Genomic DNA, 19214 nt, shown 5'->3' with positions numbered 1-19214 from the left:
CGACGACACCTAGGGTTCGGGCTTCCTGCCGTGGACGAGCGCCGGGTCCACCACGGTCCGCCGCTCGCGCCAGAACCTGCCGTCCTGTACCCGCCAGAAGCACATGATCAGCACGCCGACCACGGCGATCCCGATCCCGATCACCAACGGCGGCCCGAGACCGAACCAGGAGACCCCGCTGTAGGACTTCTCCGGATGCGACATGTCGCCGATCGACTCCACCAGCAGCCAGCCGAGCAGCCCCGCCCCGACCAGCGGCCCGACGCCGATGAGCAGGAAGTTGTGCGGGTTCTCCAGCAGGTGGCGACGGTAGTACACGGCGCAGGCCACACCCGTGAGCGCGTAGTAGAAGGCGATGAGCAGGGAGAGCGCCGTCACCGAGTCCAGCAGCGCGTTCTCGCTGATCTGGTTGACGACGAGGTACCACGCGATGGCGATCCCGGCGACCCACCACGTACTGACGTCCGGGGTCAGGAACCGCGGCTGGATGTGGGCGAACGTATGCGGCAGCGCGTGCCGGCGGGCCATGGACAGGGCGGTACGGGAGGCGGGGATGATCGTGGTCTGCGTGGAGGCGAGGGCGGACGTGGAGACGGCGAGGAGAACCATCCAGTCCCAGCCGCCCATCACCTCGTGCGCGAGCGCGGCGAACACGGCCTCCTCGTCGTCCGCGTGGACGGCGAGGTACTCGGTTCCGGCGTACGCGACGACGGCGAATCCGACGGACAGGTACGTCACCAGCAGCACCACGGTCGACCAGATGCCGGCCTTGCCGGGCGCGGTGGCGGAATCCCTCATCTCCTCGGTGAGGTTCACCGCGGACTCCCACCCCCAGTAGATGAACACGCCGAGCAGCAGGCCGCCCGTGAGGGCGGCGCCGCCGGCTCCGAAGGGGTTGAGCCAGCTGAGGGAGGGTTCGACGGAGTCGAGGGTGCTGGTGCCGGCGTAGACGCGGTAGACCGCGACCACCGCGAACAGCAGCAGGAAGAGGACCTGGGCGAGGATGAGGACGTCCTGGAGGTGGGCCGACAGCTCGGTGCCGATGACGCAGATGGCGGTCATGGCCAGGATCACCACGACGGTGAGCGTCTGCCGGATCACGGGGTGGGCGGCCCAGTCGTCGAGGCCGACGGCGAGCAGGCCGAAGTTCACGGCGACGTCGGCCAGCGAGCCGATGACCAGGACGCCGGTCATCGTGATCGCCCAGCCGCCGAGCCAGCCGGCCCACGGGCCCATGGCCCGCGTCACCCACGAGAACGTCGTCCCGCAGTCCTGGTCGACCTTGTTGAGGTAGTAGAACGCGGCGGCGATCAGCAGCATCGGGACGAACGACGCCAGCATCACGCCCGGCGCGTAGATCCCGGCCAGTGCCACGATCGGCCCGATGGCCGCGGCCAGCGAATAGGCGGGCGAGGTGGAGTTCAGACCGATGACGAGCGCGTCGAGGAACCCGATCGCGTTGTGTTTGAGCTCCGCATCGGGGATCTCCGTATCCGCCGCGCCGTCGGCACTGTCCTGGGCCATGTACGCATCGTCAGGCACCCGGCGCCGGCGCGCGAGGCGCGTGGTCTGTCCGGGGCCCCGTCAGCCCGTCGCCGAGCGGGCCGCGTCCTCCACCTCGCCGCGCGCCGGCCGGCGCGGTCCGGGGCGGGTGTGCGGCTGCCCCGGGAAGGCGCCTGCCCCGGGAAGGGCGCCTGCTGAGAGGCCCTTCCCGGGGCAGCTGTCGGTCACGCCTGCCGGCGGATCAGTTCGTCTGGTAGACGCCGAAGATGTCGACGACCAGGTCGATGTTGTCCCAGCCGCGGTTCCAGAAGTCGACGATGCCGTTGTTGCCCATGCCGGCCGGGACCAGGTTGGGGACGGTGTCGCCCCGCTTCCAGTTCAGGTTGGAGGAGTTGGGCGGGGTCGGCCAGGTCGCCCAGTCGTTGTCGTAGGCGCTCAGCGAGTTCGGGTCCGGGGACACCGTGAGGTATCCGTCGCCGCGCGTGTTGGTGACCGTCGTGTTCAGCACGTACGCCGTGTTCTGCGGGCGCGAGCTGGACAGCGGCATGTAGATGTAGCCCTGGCCCTCCAGCTGGCCGTACGGCCAGTCCGCCGGGTCACGGGTGTCGAGCAGCCGCTCCGGCAGGAACGGCAGGTAGGCGCCCTGGCTGTCCTTGCTGTAGTAGCCGACCACGTCGACGATGACGTCGGTGCCCTTCCAGGCGCCGTTGCGGATCTTGATCGAGCCGTCCGCGCCGACCGGCACGATGACCGAGTTGGCGACGGTCTGGCCACCGCGGAAGTTCAGGTTGGAGGTGGTCGGAGCCGAACCGCCGCTCGGGTAGACGGTCAGGTGGCCGTCCTCGCGCGGGTTGGTGACCGTCACGTTCAGCGCGACCGCGGTGGCGTTGTACGGAATGCCGTTCCGGCCGGTGATCTGGACCCCGGTCGTGCCCTGGCCGGCGACCTGCCCCTGGCCCTGGCGGGTGTCGAGGAAGCGGCTGGGCTCCAGCGGGGTGTAGCCGCTGGAGGAGGCGTGGGTGAAGTAGCCGGTGATGTCGGCGATGAGGTCGACCGGCTCCCAGCCGCCGTTGTAGAGGTCGACGTAGCCGTTCTTGTTGACCGGGACGATCACCAGGTTCGGGACGGTCTGGCCGGCCGTGAAGTTGACGTTCGAGGTGGTCGGGCGGTCGCTGCCCTCGGGGAAGACGGTGACGTGGCCGCCGCTGGTGGTGTTGGTGGCGGTGACGTTGAGGACCACGGCCGTGACACCGGCGGGGATCGAACCGTTGCCGGAGATCTTGACGCGGGTGGAGGCGTACGGGGCGACCTTGCCCTGCGGGGCGCCCGTGCCGTTGCGGGTGTCCAGCAGACGGGTGGGCGCGTACGGGGTGAAGTCGGAGCCCGGGGTCACGACGTTGAGCTCGTTGGTGCCGCGCACGCCCGAGCCGTCGGACAGGGTGACCTTGATCGTGTACGCGCCGATCTCCGCGTAGGAGTGCGTCTGGGTCGCGTTGGTCGGGCCGTTGGCGCCGAAGGTGACGCTGGTGCCGTCGCCCCAGTCGACGTTGACCGACAGCGCCGTGCCCGCGTCGCTCACGACGCCGAGGTCCAGGCTGATGCCGCGGGCGCTGGTGCCCTTGGCCGTCAGGGAGACCGTCGGCTCCGCGGCGGCGCTGCCTTCGGCCTGCGCGGAGGCGCCGGCCTTGCCGTTGCCCTTGGCCGCGGACGCGGTGTGGACCGTACGCTCGGCAGGGCTCTTCACGGTGGTGAAGTTCGACGCCGCGACCTTGTTCAGGTCCACGTCGGGCGCGGAGACCCCGTGCGGGCCGGCGGCGCCGGACTTGCCCGGATCCGCCTGGGCCACGCCCGGTATGAGACCCACACTGGCTGCCACGACGGCAGCGGACATTACGAGTCGGCGGTTGCGCACCGGCCCCCCCATTGTCGGTTAACGCTTGAACAAGTTCGAAAGAGTGCTCAGAGTACACAGCCGCGGAGTGCTGACGAGCAGGTCCCCCCTTGGATCGCCACCCGCCGTCCGCCGCTGGAAGAGCGCCTTGAGATGCTCGCCGCGATCACCCGGAAAATCAAGGAATTAACGTCACCTGCCTCCGGCCGGCGCGTCCGGCCGGGCCAGCGGATCGGTGATGCCGCCCGGGCAGGCGAGGCCCTCGACGTCCCAGCCGTCGAGGGCGGCCGCGGAACGGTAGAGGGACCCGAGGAAATCGAGGACGGTCCGCCGGGGATCCGCGGCCGCGCGGACGTCGTCGTAGTCCAGCGTGGCCAGGCGGCCGGTGCCCCGCTCGGCCCAGTGCGCGGCCGCCGGCCGCAGCGGCTCACGGGCGAGGGCCGCCGGCTCCGGCGCGGCGTACGCGTAGAAGGCGGGCCGCGGGTACTCCTCGTCGCCGAACCAGAAGCCGCAGCTGATGACCTCGCGCGAATAGGCCTCCCGGGTCACCGGGTCGACCTGCGGCCCGAGCGCGACGGCGCGGTCGGAGAACCGGGTGACGGCGATGTCGTACGAGTGCCAGAACAGGTGCACCGGGCTGACCTTCCCGGAGAAACCGGAAGCGAACTCCTCCAGCACCAGGTTGACCTGGCTGAGCACCTGCCAGTGCCGGTTGACCCATTCCGGGTCGTAGGAGGCGTGCTCGGTGTCCTCGGCGAACGGCCGGTGGGCGTCGGCCAGCTTGTACGGGTGGGGGTGCGGGAGGGCGACCGACACGCCGATCCGGCTCAGGGCGGCGAGCGTCTCGCGGTAGAACGAGGCCACCGACTGCCCGAGGAGCGGGAACGAGGTGGTCGAGCCGTCGAGACAGGACACGGTCAGCCAGTGGTCGACGAAGTCGAAGTCGATCGTGAAGACCGGATCGCCCCCGCTCCCGCCCATCGGACGGGTCGTGATCCCCCGCCCCGTGACATGGAACGCCACGTTCCACCAGTGGTTGCGCCGCACGCTGCTCGCCAGCCGGATCTTGCCGACGATCTGCGCGAACCGGTGCAGCGTCTCCTTGGAGTCCCGCCACTGCGACAGCGGCATCGCCGGGAACAGGTCCACCGGGCATCCCCCAGCTCGTTGCGCCACGCCTCACGGCCGTACACCGACATCTTGACCCCACCCGGCCTCCACCCCGGGCGCGACCTGCGGGCGGCGGACGAACCGTCAGCCATGCGCGCCGGTCGGGGCGAGGAGGGCGAGGAGGGCGGGGGAGGCCTCCAGCAGGGCCCGGGAGCGCGCCGCGATGCCCGCCTCCCGGGCGGCCAGCGCCGTCTCGACGGCGTCCCACCGGTGCCCCCGCCGCAGCTCGGGCAGCAGGGCGCGCAGCGGTGCGATCCGGTACCCGGCGCCGCGCAGCTGGTGGACGATCCGGGCGTCCCGGACCTGCGCGGGCGAGTAGCGCCGGATTCCGCCCCGCCGGTCGGGGACCACGAGGCCCTCCGCGTCCCAGTGCCGCAGGGCCGAGGCGCGGACGCCGAGCGCCGCGGCGAGCTCGGAGACGCCCATCGCGTCGGCAGGGCGTACGTCCGCGATGGGCTCGGCGGAGATCGCCGCCGCGGCCTCCCGGGCGAGCGCCAGCTCCGCACGCTCCCGGTCGAGCCGGGCGTGTACCGCGTCGAGCCGAGCCAGCAGCCGGGCGCCGGCGCCCTCGTGGGCCGCGCGGAGGATGTCCTTGGCCTCCACCGGACCCGTACCGGCCGCCAGGGCCCGGTAGGCCCGCGCGGAGTCCAGGTGGACCTGTGCGTAGACCCGGTAGCCCGATGCGGTGCGCGCCGCGGGCGGCAGCACGCCGTCGCGTTCGAGGTTGCGGATCTGCTGGACCGAGTACCCGGAGCGCCGGGCGACATCGACCGTCCGCATCGAGGCCGATTCGAGGGTTGGCACCCGTTTCCCCCCTGGGTCTGGCGCGACGTGCGGCCGGAAGTCTCCACAACCACTTTAATGAAACGCTTGCAGACATGACCATCGACGACATCATCGACTTCACGGGCGGCCTCGACGGGGTACTGACCCTCAGACCGGGTCCCGGCGACGGATCGCCCGAGATCAGCTGGGGGACACGTTCTTCTACCACTCGCCCGACGGCGCCGTTCCCCCCGCCGCCCAGCCCTTCGCGACCATCGTGACGAAGGACTACCCGGGCGAGCCGTCCTCCCGGCTCGACCGGCCGGGCGCGTTCCGCGTCAACGTCGCGGCCGGGAGGGAGGAGTTCGTCCGCCGGACCGGCCGTGCACCGCAGGACGCGGCCGCCGCCGAAGAGGACCACGGCCTCGCCGACACGGTCATGCCGCACCCGGTCTACGGCTCCGCCGGCTGGCTCGCCGTGGTGAACCCCGGCGCGCGGACGGATGACGCCCTCCGCGAACTGCTGCGTCACGCCCACGGCCTGGCGCGTGCACGCCACGAACGGCGCCGGGACCGGTAGCCGTCCCCGTACCCGCCGCGGTACCCGCGCACAAGACGGCCGGGCCGTCCGGTCAGCCGCGGAGACGGCTGCCGAACGGCCCGGACGTCGGGACGGGAGCGGGTCAGACGAGGTCGAACCGGTCGAGGTCCATGACCTTGCCCCACGCGGCGACGAAGTCCTTCACGAACTTCTCCTTCGCGTCGTCGCTCGCGTAGACCTCAGCCAGCGCACGCAGCTCGGAGTTCGAGCCGAAGACGAGGTCGGCCCGGGTCCCGGTCCACTTCACCTCGCCGGTGGCGACGTCACGGCCCTCGAAGACGTTCGCGTCCTCGGACGTGGCCTTCCAGGTCGTACCGAGGTCGAGCAGGTTGGCGAAGAAGTCGTTCGTCAGCGACTCGGGGGTCGTGGTGAACACGCCGTACGAGGAGCGCTGGTGGTTCGCGCCCAGGACGCGGAGCCCGCCGACGAGGACCGTCATCTCGGGGGCGCTCAGCGTCAGCAGGTTCGCCCGGTCGATCAGCAGGTACTCGGCCGGCAGCCGGTTGCCCTTGCCGAGGTAGTTGCGGAAGCCGTCCGCGACCGGCTCCAGCGCGGCGAACGACTCCACGTCCGTCTGCTCCTGCGTGGCGTCGGCGCGGCCCGGGGTGAAGGGGACCTCGATGTCGAAGCCGGCGTTCTTGGCGGCCTGTTCGACGGCAGCGGCGCCGGCGAGGACGATCAGGTCGGCGATCGAGATCTGCTTGCCGTCGCTCTGCGCCGCGTTGAAGGTCTGCCGGATGCCCTCCAGCGTACGGAGGACCGTAGCGAGCTGGTCGGGGTCGTTGACCTCCCAGCCGGCCTGCGGCTGGAGGCGGATGCGCGCGCCGTTGGCACCGCCGCGCTTGTCGCTGCCGCGGAAGGAGGAGGCCGAGGCCCACGCGACGGAGACGAGCTCGGAGACCGACAGGTCCGAGGCGAGGACCTGGTCCTTCAGCGAGGCGACGTCGTCGGCGTCGACGAGCGCGTGCGTCACGGCCGGGAGCGGGTCCTGCCACAGCAGGGTCTCGGACGGGACCTCGGGGCCGAGGTAGCGCGCGATCGGACCCATGTCGCGGTGGGTCAGCTTGAACCACGCGCGGGCGAAGGCGTCCGCGAACTCGGCGGGGTTCTCCAGGAAGCGCCGCGAGATCTGCTCGTAGGCGGGGTCCACGCGCAGCGAGAGGTCGGTCGTCAGCATCGTCGGGGCGTGGGTCTTCGACGGGTCGTGGGCGTCGGGGACGGTGCCCGCGCCGGCGCCCTCCTTCGGCCGCCACTGGTGGGCGCCGGCGGGGCTCTTGAAGAGCTCCCACTCGTACCCGAAGAGGATCTGGAAGAAGCTGTTGTCCCAGGCGGTCGGGGTGTCGGTCCAGATGCCCTCAAGACCGCTGGTGATCGCGTCGGCGCCCTTGCCGGTGCCGAAGCTGTTGCTCCAGCCGAGACCCTGGGACTCGATCGGGGCGGCCTCGGGGTCGGCGCCGACGTTGTCCGCCGGGCCCGCGCCGTGGGTCTTGCCGAAGGTGTGACCGCCTGCGATGAGGGCGACGGTCTCCTCGTCGTTCATCGCCATCCGGCGGAACGTCTCGCGGATGTCGCGGGCGGCGGAGAGCGGGTCGGGGTTGCCGTTCGGGCCTTCCGGGTTGACGTAGATGAGGCCCATCTGGACCGCGCCGAGGGGGCTCTCCAGCTCACGGTCGCCGGTGTAGCGCTCATCGCCGAGCCAGGTGGTCTCGGGACCCCAGTACACGTCCTCGTCGGGCTCCCAGACGTCCGCGCGGCCGCCGGCGAAGCCGAACGTCTCGAAGCCCATCGACTCCAGGGCGACGTTGCCGGTGAGGATCATCAGGTCGGCCCACGAGATGCTCCGGCCGTACTTCTTCTTGACGGGCCACAGAAGTCGGCGGGCCTTGTCGAGGTTCCCGTTGTCCGGCCAGCTGTTGAGGGGGGCGAAGCGCTGCTGTCCGGCGCCGGCGCCGCCGCGGCCGTCGCTGATCCGGTACGTGCCGGCGCTGTGCCAGGCCATACGGATCATGAACGGGCCGTAGTGGCCGAAGTCGGCCGGCCACCAGTCCTGCGAGGTCGTCAGCACCTCGGCTATGTCCCGCTTCACCGCGGGGAGGTCGAGGGACCTGAACGCCTCGGCGTAGTCGAACTCCTCGCCCATGGGGTTGGCCACGGCCGGGTTCTTCGCGAGGATCTTGAGGTTGAGCCGCTCGGGCCACCATTGGCGGTTTCCGCCGCCCTGCGTCGGGTGCGCGGCGCGCCCGTGCGCGACGGGACAACCGCCTCCGGCCTCCGTCTTCGCGTCTACGACGATTGCATCATGGTTCTCAGACATGGGAATCCTTCCAAACCGGGCGGATCACGCTGCTAAGGAAAGGGGGCGGCGGAAGCGTTGTACGGGCGTGGCTGCGGTGAGGGTTGGCTACCGACCGAACCGATCCTACGATGGACGCAATCCAAGTCAAGAAGAGCACCAGTTGCATATCTGATAGGGATCCGGACACTCTCCTGAACTCCGGGCGTCCCACCTGACCTGATGGGGTGAACCGCTATGAGCGACCTGCTGGGACGACTGCGAGAGCGCGGCTGGCGCCTGACCTCCCAGCGGCGCGTCGTCGCGGAGGTGCTGGACGGGGAGCACGTGCACCTCACGGCCGACGAGGTGCACGCCCGTGCCGTGGAGCGGCTGCCCGAGATCTCGCGGGCCACCGTCTACAACGCCCTGGGGGAGTTGGTCACGCTCGGTGAGGTCGTCGAGCTGTCGACGGACGGGCGGGCCAAGCGCTACGACCCCAACGCCCGCCACCCGCACCACCACCTGGTGTGCTCGCGCTGCGGGACCATCCGCGACGTCCACCCGACGGGCGACCTGATGACGGGGCTCGCGGCAGAGGAGCGGTTCGGCTTCACGGTGTCGAAGGTCGAAGTCACCTACCGGGGGCTGTGCCCCTCGTGCGCCGGCCAGGGGGCCTGAGGCGGGTCCGGTCCCGCTACTCGTGCGGGGGCAGATGAGCTCTGGCTTCCTCGTAGGAGCCCTCGCCGGCGGACGCGGCGGGGGCGCAGAACAGGTTGAGGACGCCGGTCCGGAAGACCTCGCAGGAGATCAGCCTTCGGTACGCGTTCCTCCAGTGGGCGATGCGGACCGCTCGTCCGCTGCTCGGAGGCGGGGCCCTGCGGCGCGGGTGTAGCGGCGGGCCAGGTGCGCGAAGGCCTCCTTCAGCTCGGGCGGCCCGACGACCTCGACGTCGGCGTCGAACCGCCCGATGGCCGTGGCCAGGCCGGTCCACGACCAGGAGCCCAGGACGAGCCGGCAGCGGTCCGGGCCGAGCTCCTCGACCAGCCCGTCGTGGGTGTAGGGGGACACCGTGGACGCCGGCAGGTCGAGGATGACCTCGCCGCGGCAGGGCCGGCCGCCGGACTCGTCGTAGCCCTGGAACCTGCGGGTCACGAAGGCGGCCACCTCGCCTCCCGGTACGTCGCGCGGCGCGAAGCGGGGTCCCGTCGGCGAGCGCGGTGTCATCCGGTCGGCGCGGAACGTACGCCAGTCCCCGCGGTCGAGGTCCCAGGCGACGAGGTACCACCGGCCGCACCAGGTGACGAGATGGTGGGGCTCCACCCGGCGGGGCACGGGCTCGGCGGCCGGCCCGGCCCCGGAAGCCGCCGCCCGAGGCCCGGACGCGTAGTCGAAGCGCAGCACCTCGCCCGCGCGGACGGCGGCGCTGACCTGCATCAGCACCTTGCCGTCGACCGGCGGCCCGGGCCGGACGGCGGGCCGCTCGACCGCCGTGAACCGGAGCATGTCGATGCGGTGGCGCAGTCGCGCGGGCATCACCTGCCGGACCGTGGCCAGCGCCCGGGCCGCGTCCTCCTCGATGCCGACGCCGGTGGTGGCCGCGGCCTGGAGGGCGACGGCGAGGGCGACGGCCTGCTCGTCGTCGAACAGGAGCGGAGGGAGCTCCGTACCGGCATCCAGCCGGTAGCCCCCGTCGGGCCCTTTCGCCGCCGCGATGGGGTAGCCGAGCTCCCGGAGGCGGTCCACGTCACGGCGCACCGTACGCGCACTGACCTCCAGCCGCTCCGCCAGCACCTGCCCGGGCCAGTCCCGGCGCGTCTGGAGCAGGGAGAGCAGGGAGAGCAGTCGCGCTGAGGTCTTCGGCATGTCCTCCATGCTGCCGCGAGAAGAGGACACGCCCTGACCGCTTCTCCTGAAACCTTCCTCCCGGGCAGAACGGCTACGCGCCGAACAGCGCAGGGAACTGGCTTCGTTCCCCTCCGGCACGCGTCAGACGGTCTGGCGGAAGGAACGCACGGTGGGCGACTTGGCCAGCGCCCGGGACATCCGGACCAGCCCCGAAGGGCTGTTCGGCGAGGTCAGCACCGGACTCGCGGCCTCCGACCCCAGGCCTTGCGGCGTGTCCCGCGCCCGGCCCCAGTGGACGATGGCCGTGACCAGCGCGACCGCGTCGGCCACGGCCGCGGCCTCGTCGGCCGGACGGCCCGCCTCCAGCTCCTCCCGGAGCACCCGGTCCCGCGTGTCCGGGCGCAGGTACGGGCTGACCGTGAGGATCCCGTCGTGGATGTCGGACTCGCGCTGTGTCAGCCGGATCTCGATGGGGGTCCAGGGCCCGCCGCCCAGGGCGATGCTGTGCCGCGTCGCCCCCCGCAGCTCCCGGGACAACGGGCGCAGCTGCGCGTACTGGCGCCACATGCCCCACTGGCTCGTGACGTGCTGGGAGACGAGCGGCAGGACGAACCCGGTCGCGACCAGCAGCGCGGACACGGAGGCGAGGGACGGCGCGACCTCCGTGCCGAGGACGTCCCAGTCGGCGCCCGCCCAGCGGGCACCGATCGCGGTGAACTTGGCGATGTCGTAGAGGAGGTTCAGTACGTACCCGAAAGCGATCAGCCCCAGCCCGGCGCGCAGCGCGCCGTGGACCTCGGCCGCCCAGCGCCGGCACAGGAGCGTCATGGTGACCGCCGCCGTGGTGTGCGCCGCGAGGTAGAGGAGGATCATCTCCCGGATGTACGGCGTGCCCGCGTAGTACGTGTCGAGATCGCGCAGGCGCTCGACGGGGGCCTCGCCGAGCGCGAAGAGCACGTTGATGGCCACGATCACCGAGAGGGTGGCCATGTTGCACACGCGGGACCGGCGGCGGGTGCGCTCCGCGTCCTGCGGGCCGCTGCTCCAGCGGAAGATGAGCACGATGTTGGCCCCCGAGAATGCCGTGATCAGCGAGAACACCAGCGGCGCGGCGGCGTTCGGGATCCCCGTGAACCGGTTGACCGCGACGAGCGTGGGGATCGCCGTGGTCCCGAACACGGCGGTGGCCAGGAGGAGGAGCGCCAGCACGGACCGCAGGAGTTCGTCGCGGGGATTGCGCCAGAGGGCGGGGAGTTTGAGGCATGCTGCCAGGAGGAGCAGGGCTCCGGGCAGGTAGAAGCCCAGTCCGTTCGAGTCGTTCACGCCGTGCCCTGTGGTCGGTGCTGGTGTTCGTGTCGGTGCCGGTGGTGGTTCTCGTGCATGGTGAGGCGGTTCAGCGGCTGCGGACGCTGAGGTGCCTGTACAGCGCCTCATGCCCTTCGGCGGTGGGGTGGACACCGTCGACGAGGAGTTCGGGCCTGCCGCGCAGCGGCTCCCACAGGTCGAGGAAGTCGACGTGGTGCGCGTCGCACCAGTCCCGCAGGGACGTCCGCAGGGCCAGCACGCGCGCTTCGGTGAAGCGAAGGCCCTCGTAGTCGCCGGTGCGCGACTCGTCGATCCACGTCGGTCCCACCACGACGAGACGCGCGTGGTGGCTCAGGGCCGTGGCGGCGAGCGAGCCGAGGTGCCGCGCGATGTGCGCCGGTCCGTCGTAGGGAGCGTCCGGGGCGTCGAGGCGTACGGCGCAGTCGTTGACGCCGGCGGCGACGAGGAGGGTGTCGGGCAGGCGGGGAGCCAGCAGGGCGGGCGTCTGCTCGCTGACATCGGACAGGAGGCTGCCCGGCACGGCCAGGTTGAAGACGCGGTGGGCCGCCTCGTTCCCCGCGATGTGGTCGGCCGCCAGGCGGCTCGTCCACCCTCCGCGCGGGTCGCAGCGCCCGTAGGCGATGCTGTCGCCCACGACGACGATCCGCCGGGCAGGGCGCAGCGGATCGGCGTCCAGGTAGGCCCAGGCGCTCTCGCCGGAGGTGAGGACGACCCGCCGGCGGGCGTAGTCGTCCACCTCGTACGCGTCGGCCGCGGCCAGCTCCCGGTCGGTGAGGTGCAGGACGGCGCCCTCGACCGCCGAGCCCCGCTCGCGCTCCAGGACCGGGTGCACGTCGAGACCGCTGGCGGCGATCACGGCGGGATCGGTGATCTGCAGGGGGCGAAGGCTATGGCCGGCGAGCGACGCCGGGGACATGGGCACGGCTCGGCCGAAGAGGGTGGTCTGCACCTGTTCGTCCCTCAGTGTGCCGAAGGAGAAGAGGGCGTGGGGGCGTGATTCGGACACTGGGAGCCGCGTGGCCTTTCTTGAAACGATTGATCAACTCACCCTAACGGCCGGGTCCAGACGACCGAAAACAGGCCCTGTGGCCGGAGGTTGTCCCCGTCCGCGCGGGGGCGTGCCCGCCCTCGAACGAGGCGGTCGACACGCTCTGCGCGAGGAGCCCGGGAGCCCGGGATTCGCCGGACTGGGGTCCCGCCACGAGGTGGAGGGCAAGACCCGGCAGGCCAAGGCGCTCATGCACCCCGAGGCCGGCGCCCTGGAGTTCCACTTCCCGGCCTTCACCGTGCACGAGGCCCCGCACCAGGGTGGGTGTGCGACGCCCGGGAGGACGGCGGCCTGGTTCCCCTTCCGCCCCGCGACGACGCTGATGACCCGGCAGCGGCGACCACCGACGCCGCGGCGTACGGAAAGAAGAGCTCCCATGACCCTCCCCCCGACCACCGGCGACGGCCTCCTCGCCCGGATCCGGCGCCGGCCCGCCGACCGGCGGCGCATCCTGTTCACCGGCGCGACCCTCGTCACCATGGATCCCGCCCTCGGCGTCATCGACCGCGGCGACCTCCTGGTCGCGGGCGACACGATCACCGCCGTCGGCCACCACCTCCCCGCCGGGGACGCCGTCGTCGTCGACGCCACCGGCACGATCCTCACGCCCGGCTTCGTCGACACCCACCGGCACGCCTGGCAGGCCCAGCTGCGCCGGATCATGCCGGACGTCGACGACCTGGGCGGCTACGTCATGTCCACCCTGGCCGGGCACGCCACCGCCTACCGGCCCGAGGACATGTACGTCGGCACCCGGCTGGCCGCCCTCACGGCGATCGACAGCGGCATCACCACGATGCTGGACTTCTCCCACAACTCCCGCACCCGCGAACACTCCGACGCCGCGATCCGGGCCCTCCTCGACACCGGGATCCGCGGCGTGCACGCCTCCATGGGGCCGCACTTCGGCGCCTGGGACCGGCAGTGGCCGGGGGACCTGACCCGCCTCAAGGACACCTACTTCAGCAGCGACGACCAGCTCCTGACCCTGCGCCTGGCGGCCCTGGCCACCGACGAGATCGCCGGCCCCGCGCTGGCCTACGGCCCGGAACTCGCCCGCACCGCCCAGGACCTGGGCATCGGCGTGAGCGTCGACGCGGTGTTCGGCACGGCCTCCTCCGAGGCGGTCCTGCGCTGGGCCGGGCAGGGGATCCTGCACCCCGAGGTCACCCTCATCCATGCCACCGGCCTGACCCCCGAGGCTTGGAAGGCCATGGGGGAGACCGGCACCACCGTGGCGCTCGCGCCCACCTCCGACGCCCAGATCGGTCTGGAGACCGCGATCCCGGCCGTCGACGAGGCCCTCTCCGCCGGCATCCGCCCGGGCCTGAGCATCGATGTGGAAGTCGCCCTGGCCGGAGACATGTTCACGCAGATGCGGACCCTCCACGCCATCCAGCGGATGCGCGCGGTCAACGCCGCGTACGGCACGGACCGGGAGCCCTCCCGCATCACCACGCACGACGTCCTCGACTTCGCCACCCTCCAGGGTGCCCGTACCAGCGGGCTCGCCGGCGTCACCGGCTCCCTCACCCCCGGCAAGAAGGCCGACCTGCTGGTCATCCGGGCGGAGGACCTCAACAACATGCCGCTCAACGACCCGATCGGGACCGTCGTCCTGGGAACCGACGCACGCAACATCAGCGCCGTCCTCGTCAACGGCGAACCCCGCAAGTGGAACGGGCAGGTCCTTGACGTCGACCTGCCGGCGCTGCGCCGCGAGGTGCACGCCTCGCGCGACCACGTGCTGGCCGTGCCGCACCAGTCGCCCCGTTCGTGACCAACGGCTGCCCCCGAGCCAACTCACATGCCATCATGTCCAGTTGTGGCTGAGGGGGAGGCTATGGCGAATACCGCGATCCGCGTGCGCCTCACGCAGGGGGCGAGCGAGAGCGACATCGGGGCACTGAAGGCCTGGCTCGAACGGGAGCAGAAGCTCGAAGCGCTCCGCAACAGCGGCAGGCTGGAGATCCAGGAACGCCCGGGGGAGCAGGACGGGCCCGGCAGCCCGATGGGGGCCGGCATGGACATCGTGCTGGTGCTGATCGGAGCGGCCGCCCCCCGACTGTTCGACGAGGTGTTCGAGCAGGTGAAGAGCGGGGTCCGCGCGTGGCGCGAGAACCGCCGGTCCGTGGAACGGGGCGAACCGCCAGAGGTCGACGTGGAGCCGGGCGGCGACGGGAGATAGCCCCGTGGCGCGCTTCGACCCGCGCGGGAAGGCGAACCGGGCGCTGCTCTTCGGGGTCCCCGACTACGACTTCACCCGACCCGAGCACCCCTTCGGCGTATCGGGCGACCTCCCGGCGGTGGAGCACAACCTCGACGGACTGCGACAGGCACTCCGCGCCGGAGGGGTCTTCACCGAGGCGGGGATCACCGTCGCCCGCCCGCGGACCGTGGACGAGTTCGACCGGCACCTGGACGCCGCCGTCGAGGCGGCCGAAGGGCTGCTCCTGCTGTACTTCTCCGGCCACGGAGCCGTGCCCAGCACGGGGGACGAACTGTGGCTGCTGATGCGGCGGGCGACGATCGTCCCCGGCACCGAGTCCGTCTTCCGCGGCGCCGTGCCCTGGAAGAGCGTCCTCACCGTACTGTCCCGCGCGAGGGCGGAGCGGGTGGTCGTCATCCTCGACTGCTGCTACGCGGGCAACGCGTCGGCGGCGTGGGACGTGCTCGGCACCGCCCAACGGCAGCGGACCTCGCTGCTGATGAGCGTCCAGGCCAACAACCGCATCGACGCGGGCGACGCAGACACCCCCACGCCGTTCACCGCCGAGCTCGTACGCCTCCTCCAGAACGGAGAGATCGGCTTCGAGGAGCTGGCCGACCGGCTCAGGGCCCACATGTCCGCCCACCACACCACGCTGCGCGAGCCCCCCGAGCCGTGGGAACCGCAGAGCCGCTCGGCCACCTCGGGTTCCGACGTACTCCTCGCGGCCCCTCCCTCCCGCCCGCCGGGCACGCCCCCGCCGGCGCTCTTCGCCGAGTCGTACGGGAACGGCGGCCGCCGTCCGCCCGCGCAGCCGGCGCGGGCGCGCGACGGATCACGGGCCCCCGCCCGAAGACCGGTCGGTCGCGGCGGGCTCGTCCCCCTCACCGGCCGCCGCAGGCTCGCGGCCGTCATCGGCGTGCCCGCGGCGATCGCCGGTCTCGTCGCCACCGGCCTGGCCGTCCTCGACGGCGGGGGCGGTGCACCCTGCAAGCCCCCGCTCGAACTGCGGCTGCTCACCGACCCCGATCTCGAACCCACCCTCCGCAAGGCGGCGGAGGCGTACCTGACATCGAACGCGAACCGGACCGGGGGCGGCTGCCGGCGCAGCGGCATCACCGTCTACAGCGCCGGGGCCGCCGCCACCGTCAGCGCGTTCAGCCGGCAGTCCGATCCGTGGCAGCGCCCGACGGGCGACGAGACCAACCCGCAGCGTGACATCGGCCCCCAGCCGGACATCTGGATCCCGGCCTCGTTCGCGAGCGCCGACCGGGCCCGCCTCTCGTCGCCCGAGCGGACGTACGTCACCCTGGAGGCCGATCCGGAGCCGTTCGCGTACTCGCCGGTGGTGCTCGCCGTACCGCAGAGCCTCGCGGAGCCGGCCACCGCGCGGGTCGGCAGCCTCGCCGCCCTGACGGAGGCGGTCAGGAAGCGCGAGGCGCGGGCCGAACTGCGGCGCACGGACCCGGAGAACACCGACGCGGGCCTCCTCGCCACGATCGGCCTGTACGGCGGCGGACCGGGGGAGACGGACCCGGCCTCCGCCGAGCGCCGCGTGGCCCAGCCGGGACCGCCCTCGCGCACCGGCACGGAACTGCTGTGCACCCTGCCCGACGACGACGCGGCCGACGAGCGCACCTCCGCCCTGGTCCCGGAGTTCCTGCTGAAGACCGCGGTGGGCTGCGACAGCGCGACGCGGACCGGCCGGACGGCCGAGTACCCCGTCGACGTCCCCGGCCTGAGCCCGACGTTCGTACGGGTGCGCTGGCAGGGCGCCGACCGGGACAAAGGGGCGCGGGACACCGCCGTGGCGGGGTTCCGTACGTGGCTGACCGGCAAGGGGGGCACGACGGAGGCCGGATCCGGCGCCCCCGGCGGACTCGCCGTGTTCGGGCAGGACGGCTTCCGCAGCGGTTCGGGCGGCCACCGGCCCCTCGGCGGCGGCGACTTCGGGGCCCTGGCCGACCCCGGACAGCTCCCCGGTCCCGCCTTCCCGTCCGCGATGACCGACGCGCTCAAACGCTACCGGGAGGCCAACGGGCCGGGCCGGGTGCTCTTCCTGCTCGACTCCTCCGGATCCATGGGCGGCCTGTGGGAGGGTCCCGGCGGTGCACCCGGCATCATCACCCAGTCCCTCGCCGGGCTGGGACCTCAGGACGAATACGGGGTGTGGGGCGTGGCCTCCGAGCCGGGCGGCCCGCGCCCGTACGGCGAGGTGCTGGGCTTCGGCAAGCACCAGCGCGAGGAGGCACAGCATGCGATCACCGCTTCGGCGCAGGTCAAGGACCTGGAGGCCGACCCCTACCGGGCTCTGGCCGCGGCGCTGGACTACATGGCGCAGCGCGGCACCGACGACCACCGCCCGCAGCTGATCGTCTACATCACGGACGACGAGGACAACGACCGGCTGACCGAGGGCGGTCGGCTCGGGGATCTGCTCGCCACCGCGCGGGCGAGGAGGATACCGGTGGTCATGGCCTCCCTGGACAGCGGCGGGTGCGACAAGGGCAAACCGGACGCGGCCGTGTCCGAGGCGAGCGGCGGCCGCTGTCTGGACACCAAGGGTGACCTCGTCGCCCGGCTGCGCGACGAGGTGGCCAGGACCGGAACGGGGGGCGAGGGATGAGCCGCGCCCCCGGGCCCGTACGGCGCGGCGCGGCGACCGTGACCCTGCTCCTGGCGCTGCTCCTCACCGCGGGATGCGACGCGGGCGGGGCCGACGGCGGCGGGCCGCCGGCGGCCTCGGGCCCGGCGGACGTCCCGGGGGAGATCGTGCTGGCCAGCGGCCGCGACGTGACCGGCAAGGGCGGCATCCGCCAGCAGCTCATCGCGGAGTGGAACCGGCAGCAGGAGGCCAAGGGCGCCTCCTTCCGGGCCCGTCTCGTCGAACTGCCCGGCTCGGCGGACCAGCAGCGCAGCCAGCTGCTCGGCGCGCTGCAGTCCGGCAGCGCGGAGTACGACGTGGTCAACCTCGACGTCACCTGGGTACCGGAGTTCGCGGCGGCGGGTCTGGTCCAGCCGCTCCCCGACCAGCTGGTGGACTCCGACGTGATCAAGTCCGTGGCGGCCACGGCCCGCTGGGGAGGCAAGGTGTACGCCGTCCCCTTCAACAGCGACGTCGGGCTGCTCTTCTACCGCCGCGACTACCTGACGAGCGCCGGCGTCACCAACCCGGATCTCGGCAAGGGCGCCGGCTGGCCCGTCGTCCAGCAGCTGATCGGCGTGCTCGACTCCGCCCGCAACAAGCTGCCCGCCGCCTATGCGAAGGGCTGGACCTCGCAGCTCGACGCCTCGTACGAAGGCCTCACCGTCAACGGCATCGAGGCCTTCGCCTCCGCCGCGCAAGGATTCGCCCTCACCGACGAGGAAGGCCGCTACGCCGGTTCCGCGGCCCAGTTGCAGGCGGGGCTGGACGAGCTGCGCAACCGAACCCAGGCCGCGTACACCCTTGCGGACGCGGCGCACTCCGACGAGGCGGACACGCTCACCGACTTCGCCGGCGGTCGCACCGCCTTCCTGCGCCACTGGCCGTACGCGTACCGCACGCTCCACCAGTCCCTGTCCGAGCAGCAGCTCGGCGTGGCGCCCCTGCCCGGCAAAGCCGTGCTCGGCGGCCAGAACCTGGCCGTGGCCAGGGGCTCGCAGCGGACGGGCGCCGCGCTGGAGCTCGTCCGGTTCCTCACCCGGAAGGAGAGCGAACGCTGTCTGCTGGATGCGGGGTTCGCGGCCACCAGGCTCTCCGCGTACGAGGACAACGGCCTGACCTGCGATGTGGCGAAGCCGGCCGGGCAGGCCACCGCGTCCCCGACGGGAGAGCGCACCGACCGGATGCCGCGGGACGCGCACGGCCGCCCGGCCTACGCGCGCGCCACCCTGCTGCCCGCCCTGGAGAACGCGGTCCAGCGACCGCGCACCCCCCTCTACGGCGCCTTCAGCCAGACCTTCACCGGCCAACTGGCCCGGCTTCAGGGTGACGCACCCCCCTCCGATGCCGACCTCGCCAAGGACCTCGACACGGAGCTGAGGAAGGCCCTCCCCTGACCTTGTCCCGCCGGGAGCAGCCCCGGCCGGCAGGGAGTGTCACACCGCCCGGGCGGGGCCGGCCTCGTGGTGCATGCCGTGGCACAGGGCCCAGACGATGAAGAGGTTGACGGCGACGAGCACCGTTGCCCAGACGGGGTAGTACGGGATCCAGAGGAAGTTGGCGATCGCGCCCAGTCCCGCGACGAACACGCCGAAGAAGCGTGCCCACAGGGCGCCGGTGAGGACGCAGCACCCGGCCAGGACGATCACGATGCCCAGGATGAGGTGGACCCAGCCCCAGCCCGTGAGGCTGAATTCGAACACGTAGTGGCGGGTGGTGAGGAACAGGTCGTCCTTGGCGATGGCCGCGATCCCCTCGAAGACGGCCATCGCACCACCGAAGATCATCAGCGCTGCCGCGAGCACGGTGGTTCCGGAGGTGGGCCCGTGCCACGGGCTCGGGTCGGCGCCCGCCGCTCTGGTCCGGGTGGAGTCACTGGCCATGTCGGCCTCCTTGCTAGGCGCGGCCGTCCGGTCGGTGACGCGTGCCGGACCGTC

Annotated in this window: 15 protein-coding genes; 6 read left to right on the top strand and 9 right to left on the bottom strand. The window is 72.2% G+C overall.

Annotated features, from left to right (window positions below; genetic code table 11):
- Nucleotides 1–9: 9 nt before the first annotated feature.
- From CP980_RS01780 to CP980_RS01765, 4 genes are all read right to left on the bottom strand, one after another.
- The gene (locus CP980_RS01780; protein ID WP_150492395.1) at nt 10–1524 is read right to left on the bottom strand and encodes an APC family permease; all 1515 of its coding nucleotides are present in this window, start codon (nt 1522–1524) and stop codon (nt 10–12) included.
- A 220-nt stretch (nt 1525–1744) separates the two neighbouring features.
- Nucleotides 1745–3379 (bottom strand): PKD domain-containing protein, encoded by a 1635-nt coding sequence (locus CP980_RS01775; protein ID WP_150492394.1) that lies wholly within the window; start codon nt 3377–3379, stop codon nt 1745–1747.
- A gap of 207 nt (nt 3380–3586) precedes the next feature.
- Nucleotides 3587–4543, bottom strand: coding sequence for a DUF5996 family protein (locus CP980_RS01770; RefSeq protein WP_150492393.1), 957 nt, complete (start codon nt 4541–4543; stop codon nt 3587–3589).
- Between the two features lie 105 nt (nt 4544–4648).
- Nucleotides 4649–5368, bottom strand: a complete 720-nt coding sequence (locus tag CP980_RS01765) for a MerR family transcriptional regulator (RefSeq protein ID WP_229907489.1) — start codon at nt 5366–5368, stop codon at nt 4649–4651.
- Nucleotides 5369–5519: 151 nt separating this feature from the next.
- On the opposite strand from CP980_RS01765, the gene CP980_RS01760 reads away from it, so the two are divergent.
- Nucleotides 5520–5909 carry a DUF6194 family protein gene (locus CP980_RS01760; protein WP_341874215.1) on the top strand — a complete coding sequence of 130 codons (390 nt, stop codon included), beginning with the start codon at nt 5520–5522 and terminating at the stop codon, nt 5907–5909.
- Nucleotides 5910–6012: 103 nt separating this feature from the next.
- Here CP980_RS01760 and katG read toward each other — a convergent pair whose 3' ends face one another.
- Nucleotides 6013–8244, bottom strand: a complete 2232-nt coding sequence (gene katG / locus CP980_RS01755) for a catalase/peroxidase HPI (protein WP_150492392.1) — start codon at nt 8242–8244, stop codon at nt 6013–6015.
- A 216-nt stretch (nt 8245–8460) separates the two neighbouring features.
- Between katG and CP980_RS01750 the strand changes: the two genes are divergently transcribed.
- Complete coding sequence (locus tag CP980_RS01750; RefSeq protein ID WP_099894659.1) at nt 8461–8883, top strand: Fur family transcriptional regulator; 423 nt, start codon at nt 8461–8463, stop codon at nt 8881–8883.
- Between the two features lie 129 nt (nt 8884–9012).
- Here CP980_RS01750 and CP980_RS01745 read toward each other — a convergent pair whose 3' ends face one another.
- The 3 genes from CP980_RS01745 to CP980_RS01735 all read right to left on the bottom strand — a co-directional run bounded on the left by CP980_RS01745 (nt 9013) and on the right by CP980_RS01735 (nt 12382).
- Entirely contained in the window at nt 9013–10068 is a 1056-nt protein-coding gene (locus tag CP980_RS01745) for a helix-turn-helix transcriptional regulator (RefSeq protein WP_132753339.1), read from the bottom strand.
- Nucleotides 10069–10191: 123 nt separating this feature from the next.
- Nucleotides 10192–11373, bottom strand: coding sequence for an MAB_1171c family putative transporter (locus CP980_RS01740; protein ID WP_150492391.1), 1182 nt, complete (start codon nt 11371–11373; stop codon nt 10192–10194).
- Between the two features lie 70 nt (nt 11374–11443).
- Nucleotides 11444–12382 (bottom strand): GDSL-type esterase/lipase family protein, encoded by a 939-nt coding sequence (locus CP980_RS01735; protein WP_150492390.1) that lies wholly within the window; start codon nt 12380–12382, stop codon nt 11444–11446.
- Between the two features lie 418 nt (nt 12383–12800).
- Between CP980_RS01735 and CP980_RS01730 the strand changes: the two genes are divergently transcribed.
- The 4 genes from CP980_RS01730 (at nt 12801) to CP980_RS01715 (ending at nt 18674) form a co-directional block, all read left to right on the top strand.
- Nucleotides 12801–14204, top strand: coding sequence for an amidohydrolase family protein (locus tag CP980_RS01730; RefSeq protein WP_150492389.1), 1404 nt, complete (start codon nt 12801–12803; stop codon nt 14202–14204).
- A gap of 63 nt (nt 14205–14267) precedes the next feature.
- Nucleotides 14268–14612 (top strand): hypothetical protein, encoded by a 345-nt coding sequence (locus tag CP980_RS01725; RefSeq protein WP_132753332.1) that lies wholly within the window; start codon nt 14268–14270, stop codon nt 14610–14612.
- 4 nt (nt 14613–14616) lie between these two features.
- Nucleotides 14617–17259, top strand: coding sequence for a vWA domain-containing protein (locus CP980_RS01720; protein WP_150492388.1), 2643 nt, complete (start codon nt 14617–14619; stop codon nt 17257–17259).
- The gene (locus tag CP980_RS01715) at nt 17256–18674 is read left to right on the top strand and encodes an extracellular solute-binding protein (protein ID WP_150492387.1); all 1419 of its coding nucleotides are present in this window, start codon (nt 17256–17258) and stop codon (nt 18672–18674) included. The genes CP980_RS01720 and CP980_RS01715 overlap by 4 nt, the downstream gene beginning before the upstream one ends.
- A gap of 39 nt (nt 18675–18713) precedes the next feature.
- On the opposite strand, the gene CP980_RS01710 is transcribed toward CP980_RS01715, so the two are convergent.
- Nucleotides 18714–19160: a DUF7144 family membrane protein gene (locus CP980_RS01710; protein WP_150492386.1), complete on the bottom strand. Its 447-nt coding sequence runs from the start codon at nt 19158–19160 to the stop codon at nt 18714–18716.
- Nucleotides 19161–19214 lie beyond the last annotated feature (54 nt).

Source organism: Streptomyces vinaceus (assembly GCF_008704935.1).
In the GTDB taxonomy this organism is placed as follows: Bacteria; Actinomycetota; Actinomycetes; order Streptomycetales; family Streptomycetaceae; genus Streptomyces; species Streptomyces vinaceus.
The sequence above is the reverse complement of the archived record's forward strand: the minus strand, read 5'-3'. Positions and strand labels throughout refer to the sequence as shown.